This window comes from Pseudomonas sp. Sample_21, from assembly GCF_004307525.1.
GTDB lineage: Bacteria > Pseudomonadota > Gammaproteobacteria > Pseudomonadales > Pseudomonadaceae > Aquipseudomonas > Aquipseudomonas atacamensis.
The window spans coordinates 87,282-105,589 of record NZ_RCNZ01000027.1 but is presented as its reverse complement, the minus strand read 5'-3'; the positions used below and the strand labels follow the sequence as shown (position 1 = coordinate 105,589).

17 protein-coding genes are annotated in these 18,308 nt (G+C 59.5%); 4 read left to right on the top strand and 13 right to left on the bottom strand.

The window, feature by feature from the left end; all coding sequences use genetic code 11:
• The first annotated feature begins 312 nt into the window (after positions 1-312).
• On the top strand, positions 313-1,374 hold the full coding sequence (gene dinB, locus D8U71_RS02505) for a DNA polymerase IV (RefSeq protein WP_038861106.1): 1,062 nt from the start codon (positions 313-315) through the stop codon (positions 1,372-1,374).
• A 100-nt stretch (positions 1,375-1,474) separates the two neighbouring features.
• Here the strand turns inward: dinB and D8U71_RS02500 are convergent, their stop codons facing one another.
• From D8U71_RS02500 to D8U71_RS02485, 4 genes are all read right to left on the bottom strand, one after another.
• Positions 1,475-2,428, bottom strand: coding sequence for a hypothetical protein (locus D8U71_RS02500; RefSeq protein WP_073475925.1), 954 nt, complete (start codon positions 2,426-2,428; stop codon positions 1,475-1,477).
• 17 nt (positions 2,429-2,445) lie between these two features.
• Positions 2,446-4,161, bottom strand: a complete 1,716-nt coding sequence (locus tag D8U71_RS02495) for a proline--tRNA ligase (RefSeq protein ID WP_130887093.1) — start codon at positions 4,159-4,161, stop codon at positions 2,446-2,448.
• 129 nt (positions 4,162-4,290) lie between these two features.
• Positions 4,291-5,850 (bottom strand): AmpG family muropeptide MFS transporter, encoded by a 1,560-nt coding sequence (locus D8U71_RS02490; protein ID WP_024011895.1) that lies wholly within the window; start codon positions 5,848-5,850, stop codon positions 4,291-4,293.
• A 43-nt stretch (positions 5,851-5,893) separates the two neighbouring features.
• Positions 5,894-6,247: an MGMT family protein gene (locus D8U71_RS02485; RefSeq protein ID WP_016771391.1), complete on the bottom strand. Its 354-nt coding sequence runs from the start codon at positions 6,245-6,247 to the stop codon at positions 5,894-5,896.
• Positions 6,248-6,412: 165 nt separating this feature from the next.
• Between D8U71_RS02485 and D8U71_RS02480 the strand changes: the two genes are divergently transcribed.
• Positions 6,413-7,420, top strand: coding sequence for a DUF481 domain-containing protein (locus D8U71_RS02480; RefSeq protein ID WP_024011896.1), 1,008 nt, complete (start codon positions 6,413-6,415; stop codon positions 7,418-7,420).
• A gap of 50 nt (positions 7,421-7,470) precedes the next feature.
• Here the strand turns inward: D8U71_RS02480 and D8U71_RS02475 are convergent, their stop codons facing one another.
• Together D8U71_RS02475 and D8U71_RS02470 are read right to left on the bottom strand one after the other, a co-directional pair.
• Positions 7,471-8,925 (bottom strand): toxin-antitoxin system YwqK family antitoxin, encoded by a 1,455-nt coding sequence (locus D8U71_RS02475; RefSeq protein ID WP_225927669.1) that lies wholly within the window; start codon positions 8,923-8,925, stop codon positions 7,471-7,473.
• A gap of 130 nt (positions 8,926-9,055) precedes the next feature.
• The gene (locus tag D8U71_RS02470; protein ID WP_002554837.1) at positions 9,056-9,265 is read right to left on the bottom strand and encodes a cold-shock protein; all 210 of its coding nucleotides are present in this window, start codon (positions 9,263-9,265) and stop codon (positions 9,056-9,058) included.
• A 355-nt stretch (positions 9,266-9,620) separates the two neighbouring features.
• On the opposite strand from D8U71_RS02470, the gene dcd reads away from it, so the two are divergent.
• Both dcd and D8U71_RS02460 read left to right on the top strand, forming a co-directional pair.
• On the top strand, positions 9,621-10,187 hold the full coding sequence (dcd, locus tag D8U71_RS02465; protein ID WP_007940589.1) for a dCTP deaminase: 567 nt from the start codon (positions 9,621-9,623) through the stop codon (positions 10,185-10,187).
• 107 nt (positions 10,188-10,294) lie between these two features.
• Entirely contained in the window at positions 10,295-10,504 is a 210-nt protein-coding gene (locus D8U71_RS02460; RefSeq protein ID WP_016771389.1) for a hypothetical protein, read from the top strand.
• Between the two features lie 44 nt (positions 10,505-10,548).
• Here the strand turns inward: D8U71_RS02460 and pdeM are convergent, their stop codons facing one another.
• From pdeM to D8U71_RS02425, 7 genes are all read right to left on the bottom strand, one after another.
• Positions 10,549-11,208: a ligase-associated DNA damage response endonuclease PdeM gene (pdeM, locus tag D8U71_RS02455; RefSeq protein ID WP_130887092.1), complete on the bottom strand. Its 660-nt coding sequence runs from the start codon at positions 11,206-11,208 to the stop codon at positions 10,549-10,551.
• A complete protein-coding gene (locus D8U71_RS02450) occupies positions 11,199-13,688 on the bottom strand; it encodes a ligase-associated DNA damage response DEXH box helicase (protein WP_130887091.1) in 2,490 nt (829 codons plus the stop codon). The genes pdeM and D8U71_RS02450 overlap by 10 nt, the downstream gene beginning before the upstream one ends.
• A 193-nt stretch (positions 13,689-13,881) precedes the next feature.
• Positions 13,882-14,646, bottom strand: coding sequence for an ATP-binding cassette domain-containing protein (locus D8U71_RS02445; RefSeq protein ID WP_056783337.1), 765 nt, complete (start codon positions 14,644-14,646; stop codon positions 13,882-13,884).
• A gap of 12 nt (positions 14,647-14,658) precedes the next feature.
• Positions 14,659-15,777 carry a succinylglutamate desuccinylase/aspartoacylase family protein gene (locus D8U71_RS02440; protein ID WP_125925230.1) on the bottom strand — a complete coding sequence of 373 codons (1,119 nt, stop codon included), beginning with the start codon at positions 15,775-15,777 and terminating at the stop codon, positions 14,659-14,661.
• A 27-nt stretch (positions 15,778-15,804) separates the two neighbouring features.
• Positions 15,805-16,515, bottom strand: a complete 711-nt coding sequence (locus D8U71_RS02435; protein ID WP_125925231.1) for an ABC transporter permease — start codon at positions 16,513-16,515, stop codon at positions 15,805-15,807.
• Positions 16,512-17,240 carry an ABC transporter permease gene (locus D8U71_RS02430; protein ID WP_016771383.1) on the bottom strand — a complete coding sequence of 243 codons (729 nt, stop codon included), beginning with the start codon at positions 17,238-17,240 and terminating at the stop codon, positions 16,512-16,514. Before D8U71_RS02430 ends, D8U71_RS02435 begins: the two co-directional genes overlap by 4 nt.
• Before the next feature lie 56 nt (positions 17,241-17,296).
• Positions 17,297-18,079: a transporter substrate-binding domain-containing protein gene (locus D8U71_RS02425; protein WP_024011901.1), complete on the bottom strand. Its 783-nt coding sequence runs from the start codon at positions 18,077-18,079 to the stop codon at positions 17,297-17,299.
• Positions 18,080-18,308: the final 229 nt, after the last annotated feature.

The window sequence follows — 18,308 nt, the reverse complement described above, 5'->3', positions numbered from 1 at the left end:
GCCCGACGAGCTACCAGACTGCTCCATCCCGCGTCTGTGTGGCGGCATTCTACAGAGGTTCGCGAGTGTGTCAACCGTCGATCTGGATAAATCTGTTGAGGTTCAAGCGCTTAGCGTATTTTCGCGGCGGTTGGCCGGCGCGCAGGGCAGGTAGCGCAAGGCTTTCAGCTCTATTGCACCTTGATCTGTGATTGAAAAAATAAATTCAGCGGAAATCTCCTACGGTCGGAAAAGAACATTCAACCACTGGTGCTATATACAGGTGCCAATGAGATACTGCCGCTCCGGCTTACCACGTTGTCTTTTTCCGACATGACCCAGCGAAAAATCATCCACATCGACTGTGACTGTTTCTACGCCGCCATCGAGATGCGCGATGATCCGCGTCTGGCCGGCAAGCCGTTGGCGGTGGGTGGTTCGGCGGATCGACGCGGGGTGATCGCCACCTGCAATTACGAAGCGCGCGCCTATGGTGTGCGCTCGGCAATGGCTTCCGGGCATGCATTAAAGCTGTGCCCGGACCTGACCATCGTCAAGCCGCGTATGGAGGCTTATCGCGAAGCTTCGAAAGAAATTCATACGATCTTTGCCGACTACACCGACCTGATCGAGCCGCTTTCGCTGGACGAGGCCTACCTGGATGTGTCGGACAGCGCGCATTTCGGCGGCAGCGCCACGCGCATCGCCCAGGACATTCGCCGCCGGGTCTCCAACCAATTGCACATCACCGTTTCCGCAGGCGTTGCGCCAAACAAGTTTCTGGCGAAGATCGCCAGCGACTGGAAAAAACCCAACGGTTTGTTCGTGATCACCCCGGATCAGGTCGAAGAGTTCGTCAGTGGTCTGCCGGTAAGCAAGCTGCACGGCGTCGGCAAGGTCACCGCCGACAAGCTCGGCAAGCTCGGCATCGTTGACTGCCAGCATCTGCGCGAGTGGGGCAGGCTGGCGCTGGTGCGCGAATTCGGCAGTTTCGGCGAGCGCTTGTGGAATCTCGCCCGTGGAATCGATGACCGGCTGGTGCACAACGACAGCCGCCGTCAGTCGATCAGCGTGGAAAACACCTACGACGTTGATCTGCCGGACTTGCGCAGCTGCCTGGAAAAATTGCCCGAGTTGCTCGATACCCTGAAAACCCGCATGGCGCGGATCGACAGCAGTTATCGACCGGGCAAGCCGTTCGTCAAAGTCAAATTTCATGATTTCACCCAGACCACGCTGGAACAGGCCGGGGCAGGGCGTGACCTGGGCAGTTATCAGTTGATGCTGACGCAGGCGTTCAATCGCGGCGGCAAACCGGTGCGGTTGTTGGGGGTGGGGGTGAGGCTGGAGGATCTGCGCGGCGGGTTTGAGCAGATGGAGTTGTTTGAACGGTAGATTCGCGGTGCCTGGCAGGGCCTCTTCGCGAGCAGGCTCGCTCCCACAGTTAGAATGCATTCCTCTGGGGGAGCGAGCCTGCTCGCGAAGCTTTTAAGCTTTAATTCGGTCCCGGATCAGCCACTAAGCGCCCGGCATCCTTGGCCAGGGACTTGAGAAACTCAGTCTGCAACTCAGGATCATTGCGGGTCAGTTCGATCAGGCTTTGTTCCAATTCGCTGGCTTCTTCTTCCAGGCCCAGCTCCGACAGGCGTTTGACCCGGTGTACCCACTGGCTCACCTCATCATCTTCCAGGTCGTCATAAATCAGCCCGTGCGCCTCGATCAACTTGCCGCGCAGGTGGCCGCTGAGCATCAGGGTCGAGTCGGTATGCACGTCGTCCTTGGCGTCTTCGACACTGATCTGCAAGCGGCCAACATGGTTGAGGTCATGTTCGGCGAACGGACTGTCGAGCAGGTTCAAGCGCAGCACGCCGTTGCGATCAGTGGTCATGTCGAACGTCTGCTTGCCGGCCTTGACCTGCACCGGTCGTTCGCTCCACGGCAGGCTCGAATACTCCGTGCGCTTGTCGCGCTGGACTTCGTCGATGCCCGCGAGGTTCTGCTGCGCGCGACCATTGGACTGCACGTTCATGAACGGGTTGAGCCCGGCAAAACCGTAGCTCAGCCAATCCTTGGTGACGCTGTCCGGCAGGTTACCGAGGGCAAACACGTTGACCACGTTGGCACCGACACCACCGACCACGGCCACCGCCCCCAGCGGAATCTCGTAGACTTCGCGCCAGGGTTGATAAGGCGTGTAGCGGTCGTAACGGCGGGTGACCTCGAACTCGGTGACTTCGAAAGTCTTCTGCTCGTTGATCTTCACGCGTCGCTGCGGCAGCTCGAGCACCTTGGGCTCGCCGACATCGATCTGCAGGCTGTGATCGAGCAGTTTTCGCTCGACCCGCTCTTCGTGCTCGCTGCGTTGCGACATGTGATTGGCGCAGCCGCTGACCAGCAGGGCGCCGCACAGGGCGGCGCCACCGAGGCCTAAGGTGTTTCGCTTGAACATGACGTCTCTATCTGGTTTCAGCGGCGGATACGGGCCTGAAGGAAGGACACAAGATCGGCCACCGGCAGTGCTTGCGCCTCTGCTTCGGAACGACTCTTGTATTCCAGGTTGCCTTCGGCGAGGCCGCGGTCGCTGACCACGATCCGGTGTGGAATGCCGATCAGCTCCATGTCCGCAAACTTGATGCCCGGGCTGGTTTTCTTGTCGCGATCGTCCAGCAGCACTTCGAAGCCGGCCGCCGTCAGTTCGGCGTACAGCTTGTCGGTGGCTTCGCGCACCTGCTCGGTTTCATAGCGCAGCGGTACCAGCGCGATCTGGAACGGCGCCAGGGTGTCGCTCCAGATGATGCCGTTGGCGTCGTTGTTCTGCTCGATGGCAGCGGCGACCACGCGGGAAACGCCAATCCCGTAGCAGCCCATTTCCAGGGTCACCGGCTTGCCGTTTTCGCCCAGCACTTCGCACTTCATCGCCTTGCTGTACTTGTTGCCCAGCTGGAAGATGTGGCCGACTTCGATGCCGCGCTTGATTTCCAGCGTGCCTTTGCCGTCCGGGCTTGGGTCGCCGGCGACGACGTTGCGCAGGTCGGCAACGGTCGGAACCGGCAGATCACGCTCCCAGTTCACGCCGAAGTAGTGCTTGTCGTCGATGTTCGCGCCAATACCGAAGTCGCTCATCATCGCCACCGAGCGGTCGATGATGATCGGCAGCGGCAGGTTCAGCGGGCCGAGCGAACCAGCGCCGGCGCCGATCGCGTCACGCAGTTCGGCATCGGAGGCCATGACCAGCGGGCTGGCCACGCCAGGCTGGTTGGCAGCCTTGATTTCGTTCAGTTCGTGGTCGCCACGAATCACCAGCGCGATCAGCTTGCCTTCTTCTTCGGCATGGACGATCAGGGTCTTGATGGTCTTTTCAATCGGCAGATTGAATTTTTCCACCAGCGCCGCGATGGTCTTGGTGTCTGGCGTGTCGACGAGACGCAGTTCTTCGGTTGGCGCAGGGCGCGAGGTTTCCCGTGGCACCGCTTCGGCTTTTTCGATGTTCGCCGCGTAGTCGGAACCGTTGCTGAAGACGATATCGTCTTCGCCGGACTCGGCCAGCACGTGGAATTCGTGGGAACCGGCACCACCGATCGAGCCGTTGTCGGCTTCTACCGGACGGAATTTCAGACCCAGACGCGTGAAGATGTTGCAGTAGGCTTCATGCATGCGGTCGTAGGTGACCTGCAGCGACGCCTGATCAGCGTGGAAGGAGTAGGCGTCCTTCATGATGAATTCGCGGCCGCGCATCAAACCAAAGCGCGGGCGGATTTCGTCGCGGAATTTGGTCTGGATCTGGTACAGGTTGATTGGCAGCTGTTTGTAGCTGCTCAACTCGTTGCGCATCAGATCGGTGATCACTTCTTCGTGGGTCGGGCCCGCGCAGAAATCACGACCGTGGCGGTCTTTGATGCGCAGCAGCTCAGGGCCGTATTCTTCCCAGCGCCCCGATTCCTGCCACAGCTCGGCCGGTTGGGTGCTCGGCATCAACACTTCCAGAGAACCGGCAGCGTTCATTTCTTCGCGAACGATGGCTTCGACCTTGCGCATGACTCGCAGGCCCATCGGCAGCCAGGTGTACAGGCCCGAGGCAAGCTTGCGGATCATGCCGGCGCGCAGCATCAGCTGGTGGCTGATCACGACCGCGTCGGAAGGCGTTTCTTTCTGTGTGGCGAGCAAAAATTGACTGGTGCGCATGGTTGGCCGTTGTCGGTTGCTATGACTGGAAATGACGGAGCAGTGTACCGGCGAGTTTTGCTGACGTACAGAAGTGTGGCCGGCGGAAGGCGCCAGCGGCGGGATTCCTCCCGCCATTGGCGAAGCGTCCTACGATTCTTCGGTGACGGGCGTCGGTGCAGGCTCGGGCGTCGGTGTTTGTCCTTCGCGGCGGCGCTCCTGGAACCAGTGCAGCGCGATCAGTAGCAGCGTCGGTACGCCGAGCAGGGCGGTAATGAGGAAGAAGCTGTGATAACCGAACTTCTCGACCAGCACGCCGGAATAGCCGCCCATCAGGCGCGGCAGCAGCAACATGATCGAGCTGAGCAGGGCGTACTGCGTTGCGGAAAACTTCAGGTTGGTCAGGCTCGACAGGTAGGCAACGAACGCCGATGTCGCCAGGCCCGAGCTGAAGTTGTCGAGGGAAATGGTCACCACCAGCATCTGCAGGTTCGGGCCCATGTCCGCGAGCATGACGAACAGCAGGTTGGTCGCTGCCGAAGACACACCGCCGATAAACAGGATCGGCAGAATGCCGAAACGCACGATCAACAGGCCACCCATGCCGGCACCGACGAGGGTCATGATCAGGCCGAAAATCTTGCTGACACTGGCGATCTGATCCTTGGTGAAACCCTGGTCGATGTAGAACACGTTGGCCATCACGCCCATTACCGTGTCCGACATGCGATAGGTCGCGATCAGGCCCAGCAGCAACAGCGCCTGCCAGCGATAACGCAGGATGAAGTCATTGATCGGCGTGAGTACCGGCGCCAGTCCGCGCCGGCCCATGGCCGACAGACACATGCCGGTGAGCAATATGTAGAGGATGGCGCGCAGAAAGGCGCGGTCTTCGAGGAGCAAATCGAGCGGGCTCATGTCACCAAACAGCACGCCGGCGAAATCGGTGTTGTACAGCTGGGTGAACATCGCCGGCACGGAAACCAGCAAAACGATCAGCACGAACACCGACATCAGTTGATGCATGAACGTGTAGCGCCCGGCCTGCAACTGCGTGCGCAGCGGCACCGGTGGTTCGCGCATGAACAGCGTGGTCAGCAGCGCGGGCACCATCAATGCGCCAAACAGTACATAGGTGCCGGTCCATGCCGCGTGCTTATAGTTGAAGCCGGTTGAGCCGAAACCTTCGGCGAAGAACAGCGCGCCGGCGGTGGCGAGCAGGGCGGCAACGCGGTAGCCGGACATATAGCTGGCGGCGAGCGCGGCCTGGCGGCTGTCATCGGCGATTTCCAGGCGATAGGCGTCGACCGCGATATCTTGGGTGGCCGAGGCGAAGGCGACTACGACGGCAATGGCGATCAGCCAGGACAAATGCTTTTGCGGATCACAGAAGCCCATGCCGATCAGCCCGAGAATCACCAGTGCCTGGGAGAGCACCAGCCAGGAACGGCGGCGGCCGAGCTTGCCCAGCAAGGGCAGGCGCCATTGGTCGAGCAGGGGCGACCAGACCCATTTGAACGCGTACGCCAGGCCGATCAGGCTTGCATAGCCAATGGTTTCACGGGCCACGCCTGCTTCACGCAGCCATACGGAGAGCGTCGAGAACACCAGCATGTACGGCAGGCCGGCGGCAAAACCGAGCAACAACAGCACGAGCGTCGAAGGACTGGCATAGGCGGCGAGCGCGGCGCGCCAGGTTTTACGGGGCATGGGCTGAAGTCTGCCTCAAAATTGCGAAAACAAAGCGCGCACTCTAACCGCTGTGCTCTACCGGACGCCAGCCATGGCGCCGAATATCCACACGATTGTTCTGGACGGTGATGCCTTCCATGCGCAATCGCGCACGTTGTTCATCACCGGAGGGGCTGCCGACCGGCAGACTGATGCGCCCGCCGGCGCCGAGCACGCGGTGCCAGGGCAGCTTGGTGTCGCCGGGCAACTGGCTCAAAGTCCGCCCGACCCAGCGCGCGGCGCGGCCCAGCCCGGCAAGTTCGGCCAACTGGCCATAACTGACGACTTTGCCTTCAGGCACTTGCGCGAGCGTCGAGTAGAGTGCCGTGCGTCGGATTTGCGCATCGTTTTCGACGCTGTCGAGCGGGTCTTTCACGTACGCGGCTCCTGAGCATTGGCGTGACGATGGCGACAAGGGTAATCGCTCGTGGCGCAGTTGAGAAATGAACTCAATTGAAATAGTCCGGTCAGTCCTTGTCATGGGCAAAATCCTACGGATAATGCCGACCCTTTTCGCCAACTCTGAGCCCCCGATCTGCTTATGTTCCCCAGAACCCTGTTGTGCCTTGCTGTTTTCAGCGCGTCCACGCCCCTGCTTGCCGACACCGTCTGGTTGAAAAACGGCGACAAGCTGAGCGGGACCATCACGGTATTCGATGGCGGCAAGCTGTTGATCCAGACCAAATATGCCGGCGCAGTGGCGATTGACTGGAAAGAGGTCAAGACCCTCGACAGCGATCAGCACCTGTTGGTGAAGCAGGACGCCTATGCCGGTGAAGTATCGAAGTCGCTGACGGCGGCCGACGATGGCAAGGTCACCCTGGCCAACGGCGAGGCGCCGAAGACGGTCGAGCTGGCGAGCATTCAGCAGATCCTCAAGCCCAAGCCGATCGTCACCGACCTGGTCTGGAAGGGCAACGTCGATCTGGCGCTGGACTATCAGCGCGCCGAAAAGGACACCGACGATTACGACGTTGCCTTCAAGACTTCGGCTCGCCATGGCCGCTGGCGGCATACCGGCGAGGGCGAGTACAACCGCGAAGTCCAGGATGCGGAAACCACCACCAACAACTGGCGCGCCGAATACTCCCTCGACCGCTTCCTCACCGATCAGTGGTTCTGGCAGGGACGCATCAACTACAAGCGTGATCACATCGAAGAGCTGGCGCGTCAGCGCGTGGTCGGTACCGGTCCGGGCTACCAGTTCTGGGACGACGAACTCGGCGCGTTCTCCCTGGGCTCGTTGCTCAACCGCACCGATTACGAGTATCGCGATGGCAGCAAGGACAACTTCTATTCCGTCGCGATGAAGTGGGACTACAACCGCTACCTGATCGGCAAGAAGGTCGAGTTCTTCACCAATGGCGAAGTCGGCAAGCCGCTGTCGGGCGTTGCCGATTACGCGCTGGATGCCGAACTGGGCCTGCGCTACAAGGTCACCGACTGGGCCTCGCTCAACCTCAAGGCCGAGCGCGACATCATCAGCGGCACCAACGATGCGGATCTGAACAAGACCCGTTATACCGCAGGGTTTGGTGTGGCCTGGTAAGCACCTGCGCTAGAAAGGAGAAAGCCCCGTGATTGCGGGGCTTTTCATTGTCAGCTTTCTGCTTTGGTCTTGCTGACGGGAATCGAAACACATTCTCCCTGCCTGACGCCCATCTGGTATTGGCATTGGTAGCTCAGGCTGCCGTCTTTCCTGAAGAAGCGCATCGGTCCATGCTCGGCGCCATCGATATAATCGGTAAATGAAGCCATCTCACCGTTTTCGTGCCATGTCGTGGATGATCCGTGAAGGTTGCCGTCTTTGTATTTTCGATGTTCTTTAAGCTGGCCGGTCGCGTACCACTGTTTGAAGTCGCCCTGTTGGCGATGTTTTTCATCCCACTGCCACTGCAAGGTTTGCCTGCCTTGCTCATTCCATTGCTCATAGCTTCGTTGCACACCGTCCCTGTAAAACTGTTTCTCTTTGACTGTCCCGTCGATGAAGTAAGTGGTTAGCCAGCCATCTGGCTTGCCGTCGACATTGGTGCGGGAGGTCTCAACGGCTCCATTATCAAAATAATGATTATTTGGCCCTTGGGATTTGCCGTTGATGAAAACGGTTTCGTACCTGATCTGTCCATTCGAGTGGTATCCAAGGGCAGGGCCGTGGAGAACGTCATTTCGATAACTGCTGCGCCCGATCAGCGTCCCGTCCTCGTCATATTCCAAATACTCGCCATCTACATGCTTGCCCAGATGCCAATTGTAGGACTCAGCGATTTTGCCATTTTCGTGATAGATAAATTGCCAACCCTCGAGATGGTTGTTGAGGTAGTTTTCACGCTTGATGACGACCCCTTGTTCGGAATATGTCAGCGCCTCGCCCTGACGCAGGCCGTTAGCATCATTCTGGTAGGTCCGGCGGGGTTTTCCGTTTCGATAGTAAGCTTTGTATGTCAGAACGGGTTTCGCTGAAGCGAAGTCTTCTCTGTCGACGTAATGCTCGCTGCGTAGACTTCGCGTGTCCCGGTAAAAAATTTGTGCTTGCCACGCCTGTTTTTCTTCGTCATAGGACATTGGCATTTTCAGGTAGTACAACGCCAGGCCTTCGCCGATCGGCTTGAGGTGCTCGTCCAGATAAAGCTTGTCGTCTGCCAGAGGGTTCGTCAGGTCTGCGCACTCCTCAGGAGTGCAGGGGCGTACCTTTTCGAAGAAGGCGCGTTTTCGCTCGCAAGCGGAGAGCGTCAGAATCAGGGGGATTTTTTGGTCGATCAAGTCTTGGACTTCGCCGAGCGCTCGTCGAAATGATTCGTTCGGAATGCCCAATGATTCTGGCGTCAAATAGACCTCGTTGCTCCCGCAGGCGTGAGGAGTCGAGAGCGTCAGGAGCGCTGCGCCTCTGAGTTGCATCGAAGAGTGGCCATTGACTTCTGGTCCTTTCGCCAGATATGTCGCACGAGGGTTCATGCCGAGAATCACCGTCGGATGATCAGATTTGGTCTCTGCATTCAGAGGGGGGGCGAACGCCAACAGCAACGCGTTGAATGTGTTCCAAGAGATGAATTGCATCCTGCTTCTTCCATGTGATTCCAGGGCGCGGATCATATAGAGCGGAGGCAAAAAGAGGGGCAAACAAAATATACAGACACAAAAAAGCCCCGCTTTTAAGGGCGGGGCTCTTTTCTAAAGAAGCTACAAGTTAGATAACTTGTACTTCTTCAGCTTGCATGCCTTTCTGACCGCGGGTAGCGATGAAAGAAACCTGTTGGCCTTCTTTCAGGCTTTTGAAGCCGTCGGATTGGATAGCTTTGAAGTGAACGAACAGGTCGTCACCGGATTGTGGAGTGATGAAGCCGAAGCCTTTTTCATCGTTGAACCACTTAACGGTACCGGTTTGGCGATTAGACATGGTGTAACTCCTTGAACAAAGATAACTGCGACTCAGGAAGAACCCTGGCCGAGACTGAGTGCAAAGAGCAGGAAAAATTCTTGTAGATGGTTGGATCGAAATTCAACATATCGTGTAGAGATTCTCAGTGACACAAGCAACACAGTGACGCCACCTTAACCCTTTTTCCGGAACGTGCCAATGTTTCTTGCAAAGGATTCTGTGTTTTAGGGATCGGCGGTGCGACGGTTCGTCGCCACAGCGCGTAAATACGGGGTGTTCGCCGAGAATTGCGTTGCGCACTTTGATCGCGGCGACGCGCCCGGTAAGATGCCGGACAGAATTTTTCCACCTCGCTATTCAGGACAAACCCGCCATGAGCATCAAATCGGACAAGTGGATTCGCCGCATGGCGCAGGAACACGGCATGATCGAACCGTTCGTCGAGCGCCAGATGCGCGGCAGCGACGACAGCCGGGTAATTTCCTACGGCGTGTCGAGCTACGGCTACGACGTGCGTTGCACCAACCACTTCAAGGTGTTCACCAACATCAACTCGGCCATTGTCGACCCGAAGAACTTCGACGCCGGCAGCTTCGTCGACATCCACAGCGACGTCTGCATCATTCCGCCGAACTCCTTCGCCCTGGCCAGCACCGTCGAGTACTTCCGCATTCCGCGCAACGTGCTGACCATCTGCCTGGGTAAAAGCACCTACGCGCGCTGCGGCATCATCGTCAACGTCACTCCGCTCGAGCCTGAGTGGGAAGGTCATGTGACCCTGGAATTTTCCAACACCACCAACCTGCCGGCGAAAATCTACGCCAACGAAGGTGTGGCGCAGATGCTCTTCCTCGAATCCGATGAAGAATGTGAAGTTTCCTACAAGGATCGTGGCGGCAAATATCAGGGCCAGCGTGGCGTAACCTTGCCGCGTACCTGATCGACCATCCGACGGATGTCGGGAATTCTTTGGCGGGCAGACACTCTATGGGGTGTACTGCCCGTTTTTGTTACACACAGATTCGGGCCTTCACTGAGGAGTGCCCTATGAAGATCGACCCGCGAATCAGCGCTGAACTGGCAAGGCTTGAGCCCAATCAGATAGGCGTTCTGGCCTGGTCGTTACTGGCGAATCCGTCTTTGAGCCTGTCCGGCGGCGTACCCGGCCAGCCCGATCCCGATACTCCCAACGAACAACCGACCGAACCAGGCGAACCGACGCTGCCGGATGAGCCGCCTCCGGCGCCTGTTGCCTGACCGACTGTCATGAATATGGCCCGTCAGCCTGATCGGTTTGCGATCTAGCTGACGGGCCATATTTCGTTGTCGCCGATCACGAAGACCTTGCAACTGTCGTCGCGCTCGACCTGATAGCCGCCAGTAAACGCACCGAATGCCGGCATCAGGCTGATGCGCTCACCGAGTCTGAAACAAGCCAGGCGCAGACTCTGCCGACCTTTGCCATGCAGCCGATAGACCGGGTGAACGTGGCCGGCGAGCACGTGCCGTTCCGGATGCGCATCGGGCTCATGCTGCAAGGCAAACGGCCCCAATAACAGCGGCTCTGGCACCACGCGGATATTCAGCGATGCCGGTGGGTCGCCCGCGCGTTTGTCGTGGTTGCCGCGAATCAGCGTCATCGGCAGGTCAGCGTGGCGCGCTCGCCACTCTGCCAGCGCATTCAGTGTGGTCGGGACATGTGAGCCAGGCCCATGCAGGAAATCCCCGAGAAAAATCAATTGGCGACACGGCAGCCGCGCCAGCAACGTGTCGATTACCTCGATGTTGCTCGCCGTCGTGCCATGCGGCACCGGCTGGCCGAGGCTGCGATAGGCCGCTGCTTTACCGAAATGCACGTCTGCGATCAGCAATGCTTCCTGCGCTGGCCAGTACAGGGCTTTCTCCGGCAGCAGCCATAACTCCTCACCGGCCAAACGCACCGGGTACGCACTCACGACGATTTTCCGTTATCAGCGGTTTTTTCCAGGTCACCGACCATTCTTCTAATCCTGTCAGCCAGTTTTTCCGAACTCATGCTCTCGCGCATCCGCTCCACCAGCAGCGGAAAGCCCAACGGTGTAGGACGTTTAACCTGATGCAAGTCGAGTTTCATCCGATTGATCCGCTCCAGTGTCTGCTCCAAACGACGAATATCCAGTTCCTCGCGCAGGACTTCTTCCCCGGCCTGGGCCAGCAGCAGATTGTCGGCGTCGTATTGTTTGAACACCTGGAAAAACAAGCCACTCGACGCCTGCACCTGGCGGGTACTCTTTGGTGCGCCCGGATACCCGGCGAACACCAGCCCGGCGATCCGTGCGATTTCGCGGAAGCGGCGCAACGCCAGCTCACCGGCATTGAGACTGGCCAGCACATCCAGCAACAAGTCATCGGCGTTGAACAGGTGAGCGTCGAGATGCGCGGCCCAATCCACCGGCGTGGCGCTGAGCAGTTCCAGGCCGTAATCATTCACGGCAATCGAGAAGGTCACCGGTTGCCGCTGACTGACGCGCCACGCCAGCAGGCTCGCCAGTCCCAGATGCACTTGGCGCCCGGCGAACGGATAGAGGAAAAGATGCCAGCCTTCGCGGGATTTCAGTACCTCGGCCAGCAGATTTTCCGTGGTGGGCAAGCCGGACCAGCGTATCTGCGTCTCCAGCAGCGGCCGCAGCGCGTGCATTTCCGGGCCGTTGAACTGACCTTGAGCAGCGGCGCTGAAGCGCGTCACCACTGCTTCGGCCAGTTCGTTGGATAACGGCATGCGTCCGCCATTCCAGCGCGGCACGGCGGCTTTTTTTGCGGTGCTGCGTTTGACGTAGGCGGTCATGTTTTCCACCCGCACCAGCTCCAGCAAGCGCCCGGCGAAGAGGAAACCATCGCCGGGTTTCAGTCGCGCGATAAAGCCTTCCTCGACGCTGCCCAGCTGTTTACCGCCACCACCCTTGCTCCAGAATTTCAGGTTGATGCTCGCGTCGCTGACGATGGTGCCGATGCTCATGCGATGGCGCCGCGCCAGACGCGCATCCGGCACACGCCAGACGCCGTGTTCGTCCGGCTCGACCCGGCGGTAATCCGGATACGCTGTAAGAGACATCCCGCCATGGCGTACGAACGCCAGCGCCCAGGCCCAGTCTGCCGCTGTCAGGTCACGATAAGCCCAGGCACCACGGACTTCTTCGTACAAGTCTTCAGGAATAAAGCCACCGCCAAGGGCCATGCTGACCAAATGCTGGACCAGCACATCCAGCGGCTTGTGCGGTGACAGACGCGGCTCGATGCGTCGTTGCTCGACGGCATCGCGTGCGGCGACCGCTTCGATCAGCTCCAGGCTGTGGGTCGGTACCAACGTCACCCGCGAGGTGCGCCCCGGCGCGTGGCCGGAACGGCCGGCACGTTGCATCAACCGCGCAACGCCTTTGGCCGAGCCGATCTGCAGCACGCGTTCGACCGGGAGGAAATCCACACCCAAGTCCAGGCTTGAGGTGCACACCACCGCTTTCAATTGGCCATTCTTCAGCGCCTGTTCGACCCAGTCGCGGGTATCGCGTGACAGTGAGCTGTGGTGCAGCGCGATCAACCCGGCCCAGTCCGGCCGCGCTTCCAGCAGCGCCTGATACCAGATCTCCGATTGCGCGCGGGTGTTGGTGAACACCAGGCTGCTGGCGCAGGCGTCGAGTTCGGCCACCACCTGCGGCAGCATCTTCAGACCAATGTGGCCGGCCCAGGGAAAACGCTCGATGGCCGGTGGCAGCAGGGTGTCGACTTGCAGGGTTTTTTCGCTTTTGCCCTGAACACTGACGCCGCCGCCCTGTGGGATCAGCACTTGCTCGGCGTGGGATTGATTACCGAGGGTGGCGGACACGCCCCAAACGATCAGTTCCGGCTGCCAATGACGCAGGCGGGCGAGGGCCAGTTGCAATTGCACGCCGCGCTTGTTGCCGAGCAATTCATGCCATTCATCAACGACGATCATGCGCAGGGTCGACAACGCCGTGCGCGCATCGGCGCGGGCGAGCAACAGAGTCAGGCTTTCCGGTGTGGTGATCAGCGTCGTTGGCAGACGCCGGCCCTGGCGGGCGCGTTCGCTGCTGCTGGTGTCGCCGGTGCGCAGGCCGATGGACCATGGAATCTGCAAATCATCCACCGGGCTTTGCAACGCGCGGGCGGTATCGGCGGCGAGGGCGCGCATCGGTGTGATCCACAGCACCGTCAGCGGTTCGGCCGGCGGTTTGCGTTTGCGCGGTGTAGCCACGGGCGGTTGCAGGCGGGCGAAGCGGTTGAGCGCAGCAAACCATACCGCATAAGTTTTGCCGGCGCCGGTGCTGGCGTGGAGCAACCCGGATTCGCCGTTTTTCACCGCCGCCCACACCTGTTTCTGAAAGACGAACGGCTTCCAGTCGCGGGCGCTGAACCAGGTTTTTGCAAAGTCGGGGGATTTCGCCATGCCGGCTGCGTGCGCTCTGGAGGTGTTGTTTCAGAGACAGCGAAGCGGGGGGACAAGTTTAACTTTGTCGGTCGATGGATTCCCCCTGTGGGAGCGAGCCTGCTCGCGAATGCGATGTCTCATTCAACATTGATGTTGATTGATAAACCGCTTTCGCGAGTAGGCTTGCTCCCACACAGGGCGGGGGCCAACCTTATTTAAGATTGCCGCTGAGGAACTGCTTCAGGCGTTCACTCTTGGGATTGCCCAGCACTTCTTCGGGAGCACCTTCTTCCTCCACCAGACCCTGATGCAGAAACAGCACCTGATTCGACACCTTGCGCGCAAAACTCATTTCGTGGGTGACCATGATCATCGTCCGACCTTCTTCGGCCAGGCCCTGAATTACTTTCAGCACTTCGCCGACCAGTTCCGGATCTAGTGCCGAGGTCGGTTCGTCGAACAGCATCACTTCCGGTTCCATCGCCAGTGCCCGGGCGATCGCCACGCGTTGTTGCTGGCCGCCGGACAGGAACGCCGGGTATTGATCGGCGACCCGCGCCGGCAAGCCGACTTTGTCCAGATAACGTCGGGCGCGATCCTCGGCTTCCTGTTTGCTGCAGCCCAGCACCCGGCGCGGGGCCATGGTGATGTTTTCCAGCACGGTCATGTGGCTCCACAGGTTGAAATGCTGGAACACCATTGCCAGCCGCGTGCGCAGGCGTTGCAGTTCATCGGCGTCGGCGACGTGCATGCCGTGCCGGTCGGTGACCATGCGGATCGCCTGGCCATCGAGGCTCATGGCGCCGTCATTGGGTTGCTCGAGGAAATTGATGCAGCGCAAAAAGGTGCTTTTGCCCGAGCCGCTGGCGCCGATCAGGCTGATCACGTCGCCGGTTTTGGCCTTGAGCGAAACGCCTTTGAGCACCTGATGATCGCCATAGCTTTTGTGCAGGCCTTCAACGGTCAGTTTGTACATGGACGAGCATCCTCAAGGCGAAAGTAGGTAGCCGCTGCGATAGGCTTCGGCGCCCGCGACGTGGGCGATGACCATGCCGGCAGTGGCCATGCGCCGCAGCGAGCGCGCATACAGCAGGCCGGCGGCGGTGCAATGAATGGGGGTGACCTTGTCGTGGACCGGGTCGATGATTTCGGCGATCTGCTGGCCGGCTTCCAGGTATTGGCCGGGTGTGGCGCAGTACACCAGCAGGCCGCCGACTGGCGTGGTCACCGGTTCGACCCCGGCCAGCGGCGTGGGAGGGTACGGCAGTGGCGGTTGCGGCTTGGTCTCGCCGACGATGGCATCGAACTGGATCAGATAGTCGATCAGCGCCTGACAATCGCGGCTGGCCAGCGGGTGGTTGACGTCACCCTGGCCGCGCAATTCGACGGTCACCGAGAAGCTGCCCAGCGGAATCTCGAACTGCTCGCCGAAGCGCTCGCGCAGTTGCCACCAGAGCAGGGTGAAGCATTCGTCGAACGACTGCCCGCCGGAATCGGTAGCGAGCAGACTGGCCTGGGCTTCGATATAGCGCGCCAGTGGCTCGACCTGTGGCCAGGCCTCGGGCGTGGTGTACAGGTGCACCACCGATTCGAAGTCGCAGTGCAAGTCCAGCACCATGTCGGCATCGCAGGCCAGGCGTTGCAGGGTCAGACGCTGGGATTGCAGTTGTGTGGTCGGCGTCTGGCGGGCGAGGGCGTTGCGCAGGCTGGTGCGGATCAGTTCGAGGTTGTGCTGCGCGTCGTCGTTGAGTTGGCCTTCGATGGCGTTGCCGATTTCTTCGCTGAGGTCGACGAACCAGCGATTGAAGTTCTGCCCGCTCTCCAGGTCGTAACGGCCCAGCGGCACGTCCATCAGCACTTGTTCGAGGCCGACCGGGTTGGCCACCGGCACGAGGACGATTTCGCTGCGCAGGCGGCCGGCAGCTTCCAGCTCGGCCAGACGCTGCTTCAGGTGCCAGGCGACCAGCATGCCCGGCAGTTCGTCGGCATGCAGCGAGGCCTGAATGTACACCTTGCCCTTGGCCTGCTGTGGGCCGAAGTGGAAACTGTGAATCTGCCGTGCGGTCCCCGGCAGCGGGGCCAGCAAGTCATGAATCTGGTGGCGCATTGTTATCTCTTTATTGTCAAACCGGTGCTAGTGAGTCGGCCCGAGGAAGGCCAGCCAGCGGCGTTCGGCAAGGCGGAACAGACCGACCAGCGCAAAAGTAATGGTCAGGTAGATCAGCGCGGCGATGCCGAACGACTGGAAGGTCAGGAAGGTCGCCGAGTTGGCATCCCGCGCGACTTTCAGGATATCGGGAATGGTCGCGGTGAACGCCACGGTGGTCGAGTGCAGCATCAGGATCACTTCGTTGCTGTAGTAAGGCAACGAACGACGCAGTGCCGACGGCATGATCACATAGGCGTACAGCTTCCAGCCGGTCAGGCCATAAGCCTTGGCCGCTTCGACTTCGCCATGGTTCATGCTGCGAATCGCCCCGGCAAAAATCTCCGTGGTGTACGCGCAGGTATTGAGCGCGAAAGCGAGGATCGTGCAGTTCATCGCGTCGCGAAAGAAACTGTCGAGGATCGGCTGTTCGCGCACGGCGGCGAGGCTGTAGATGCCGGTGTAGCAGATCAGCAACTGGATATACAGCGGCGTGCCACGGAACAGGTAGGTGTAGAACTGCACCGGCCAGCGAATGTAGAAGTGCGGCGAGACGCGGGCGATCGACAATGGGATCGAGACGATGAAGCCGATGCAGATCGAGGCGGTCAGCAGCCACATCGTCATCGCCAGCCCGGTGATGTTCTGGCCGTCGGTATAAAGGAAGGCGCGCCAATATTCCTGGAGAAGTTCGATCATCGTACGGCCTCCCGGGCACCGGCGGCGTAGCGGCGTTCGAGCCAGCGCAGGATGAAGTTCGAAGCACTGGTGATCAGCAGATAAATCAAGGCGGCGAGGACCAGAAAGTAGAACAGTTGATAGGTACTTTTACCGGCGTCCTGCGCTGCCTTGACCAGATCGGCGAGGCCAATGATCGACACCAGCGCGGTGGCCTTGAGCATGACCATCCAGTTGTTGCCGATGCCCGGCAGGGCGAAGCGCATCATTTGCGGAAACACCACAAAGCGAAAACGCTGGCCACGTTTGAGGCCGTACGCGGTGGCGGCTTCGACCTGACCACGCGGCACCGCGAGGATCGCGCCACGGAAGGTCTCGGTGAAATACGCGCCATAAATGAAGCCCAGCGTCAGCACGCCGGCGCTGAACGGGTCGATTTCGATGTATTCCCATTCCATGTAGTCGGTCAGTGACGTCAGCCAGGTTTGCAGGCTGTAGAAGATCAACAGCATCAGCACCAGATCCGGCACGCCGCGAATCAGCGTGGTGTAGAGCTGCGCGGGCAGGCGCACCAATTTGACTTTCGACAGTTTGGCACTGGCGCCGAGCAGGCCGAGCAACACGGCCACCAGCAGCGACATCGCCGATAATTTGATGGTCATCCAGGTGCCTTGCAGCAGCAACGGGCCGAAGCCCTGCAGACTGAACGAGGCCAGCCCCAGATTTTGCAGGAGGGTTTCAAACATAAATCAGCAACCTGAGCGGATGGAAAAGGCGCCCATCGAGGATGGGCGCCGGGGCATTATTTGCCGCTGTACAGATTCAGGTCGCCAAAGTGTTTCTTTTGAATCTCGGCGTATTTGCCGTCGTCGTGTAACGCTTTGATACCTTTATCCAAAAGTGCTTTCAGCTCAGTGTTACCTTTCTTGATACCGATAGCGGTTTTCGACGGCAGCAATTCGCTGTCGACCGGCTGGCTGACTTCGTAACCTTCGCCTTTCGGCGACTTGAGGAAGCCCAGTTCGGCTTGCAGCATGTCCTGGATGGCTGCGTCGAGGCGGCCGGAGGTCAGGTCGGAATACACCTGATCCTGGTTCTGATAGGCCTGGGTTTTCACACCGGCCTTGTCCAGCACGGCTTTGGCGTAGGCTTCCTGAATCGTGCCTTGCTCATAGCCAACGGTCTTGCCCTTGAGCGACGCGACGTCTGCGCTGAGGCCGGAGCCTTTCTTGAACACGTAAGCGGTCGGGCCGGAAAACAGTTCGCTGGAGAAGTCGATGACCTTCTCGCGCGCTGGGGTCACGGTCATCGACGAGATCACACCGTCGAACTTGTTGGCTTTGAGGCCCGGAATCATGCCGTCGAAATCGCTTTCGACCCATTTGCACTTGACCTTCAGTTCGGCGCAGATGGCGTTACCCAGATCGATATCGAACCCGACCAGGCTGCCATCGGCCGCTTTCGACTCGAACGGTGCGTACGAAGGGTCAACGCCAAAGCGCAGCTCTTTGTATTCCTTGGCCAGCGCGGAGCCGGCGGCCATGCACAACGCCAGTGCAGAAAGGGTCAGCAATGCTTTTTTCATTATTCAATCCCTAAGAACCAATATGAGCGCTTGTGGCGCAGAATTATTGTTACTGCAACGCTTACGACCTATAGAAAGTAGCAATTTCCGAACCAGAGTGCCGAACAGGTGTTTTAAAAGGTCGAGTGCAGAGAGGCAAGGGTAGTTGAATGCCCGGAAACGGGCATTGCTGTTTGCATGCACTGTTTCGGTTCAAGCGCGTGGCTGAGAGCAGGTAAAACTGTGGCAA

Excerpts from the sequence above, each read along its gene's own strand:
- dinB (WP_038861106.1), top strand. The coding sequence starts at position 313 with ATGACCCAGCGAAAAATCATCCACATCGACTGTGACTGTTTCTACGCC.
- D8U71_RS02500 (WP_073475925.1), bottom strand. The coding sequence starts at position 2,428 with ATGTTCAAGCGAAACACCTTAGGCCTCGGTGGCGCCGCCCTGTGCGGC.
- D8U71_RS02495 (WP_130887093.1), bottom strand. The coding sequence starts at position 4,161 with ATGCGCACCAGTCAATTTTTGCTCGCCACACAGAAAGAAACGCCTTCC.
- D8U71_RS02490 (WP_024011895.1), bottom strand. The coding sequence starts at position 5,850 with ATGCCCCGTAAAACCTGGCGCGCCGCGCTCGCCGCCTATGCCAGTCCT.
- D8U71_RS02480 (WP_024011896.1), top strand. The coding sequence starts at position 6,413 with ATGTTCCCCAGAACCCTGTTGTGCCTTGCTGTTTTCAGCGCGTCCACG.
- D8U71_RS02475 (WP_225927669.1), bottom strand. The coding sequence starts at position 8,925 with ATGCAATTCATCTCTTGGAACACATTCAACGCGTTGCTGTTGGCGTTC.
- D8U71_RS02470 (WP_002554837.1), bottom strand. The coding sequence starts at position 9,265 with ATGTCTAATCGCCAAACCGGTACCGTTAAGTGGTTCAACGATGAAAAA.
- dcd (WP_007940589.1), top strand. The coding sequence starts at position 9,621 with ATGAGCATCAAATCGGACAAGTGGATTCGCCGCATGGCGCAGGAACAC.
- D8U71_RS02460 (WP_016771389.1), top strand. The coding sequence starts at position 10,295 with ATGAAGATCGACCCGCGAATCAGCGCTGAACTGGCAAGGCTTGAGCCC.
- D8U71_RS02450 (WP_130887091.1), bottom strand. The coding sequence starts at position 13,688 with ATGGCGAAATCCCCCGACTTTGCAAAAACCTGGTTCAGCGCCCGCGAC.
- D8U71_RS02445 (WP_056783337.1), bottom strand. The coding sequence starts at position 14,646 with ATGTACAAACTGACCGTTGAAGGCCTGCACAAAAGCTATGGCGATCAT.
- D8U71_RS02440 (WP_125925230.1), bottom strand. The coding sequence starts at position 15,777 with ATGCGCCACCAGATTCATGACTTGCTGGCCCCGCTGCCGGGGACCGCA.
- D8U71_RS02435 (WP_125925231.1), bottom strand. The coding sequence starts at position 16,515 with ATGATCGAACTTCTCCAGGAATATTGGCGCGCCTTCCTTTATACCGAC.
- D8U71_RS02430 (WP_016771383.1), bottom strand. The coding sequence starts at position 17,240 with ATGTTTGAAACCCTCCTGCAAAATCTGGGGCTGGCCTCGTTCAGTCTG.
- D8U71_RS02425 (WP_024011901.1), bottom strand. The coding sequence starts at position 18,079 with ATGAAAAAAGCATTGCTGACCCTTTCTGCACTGGCGTTGTGCATGGCC.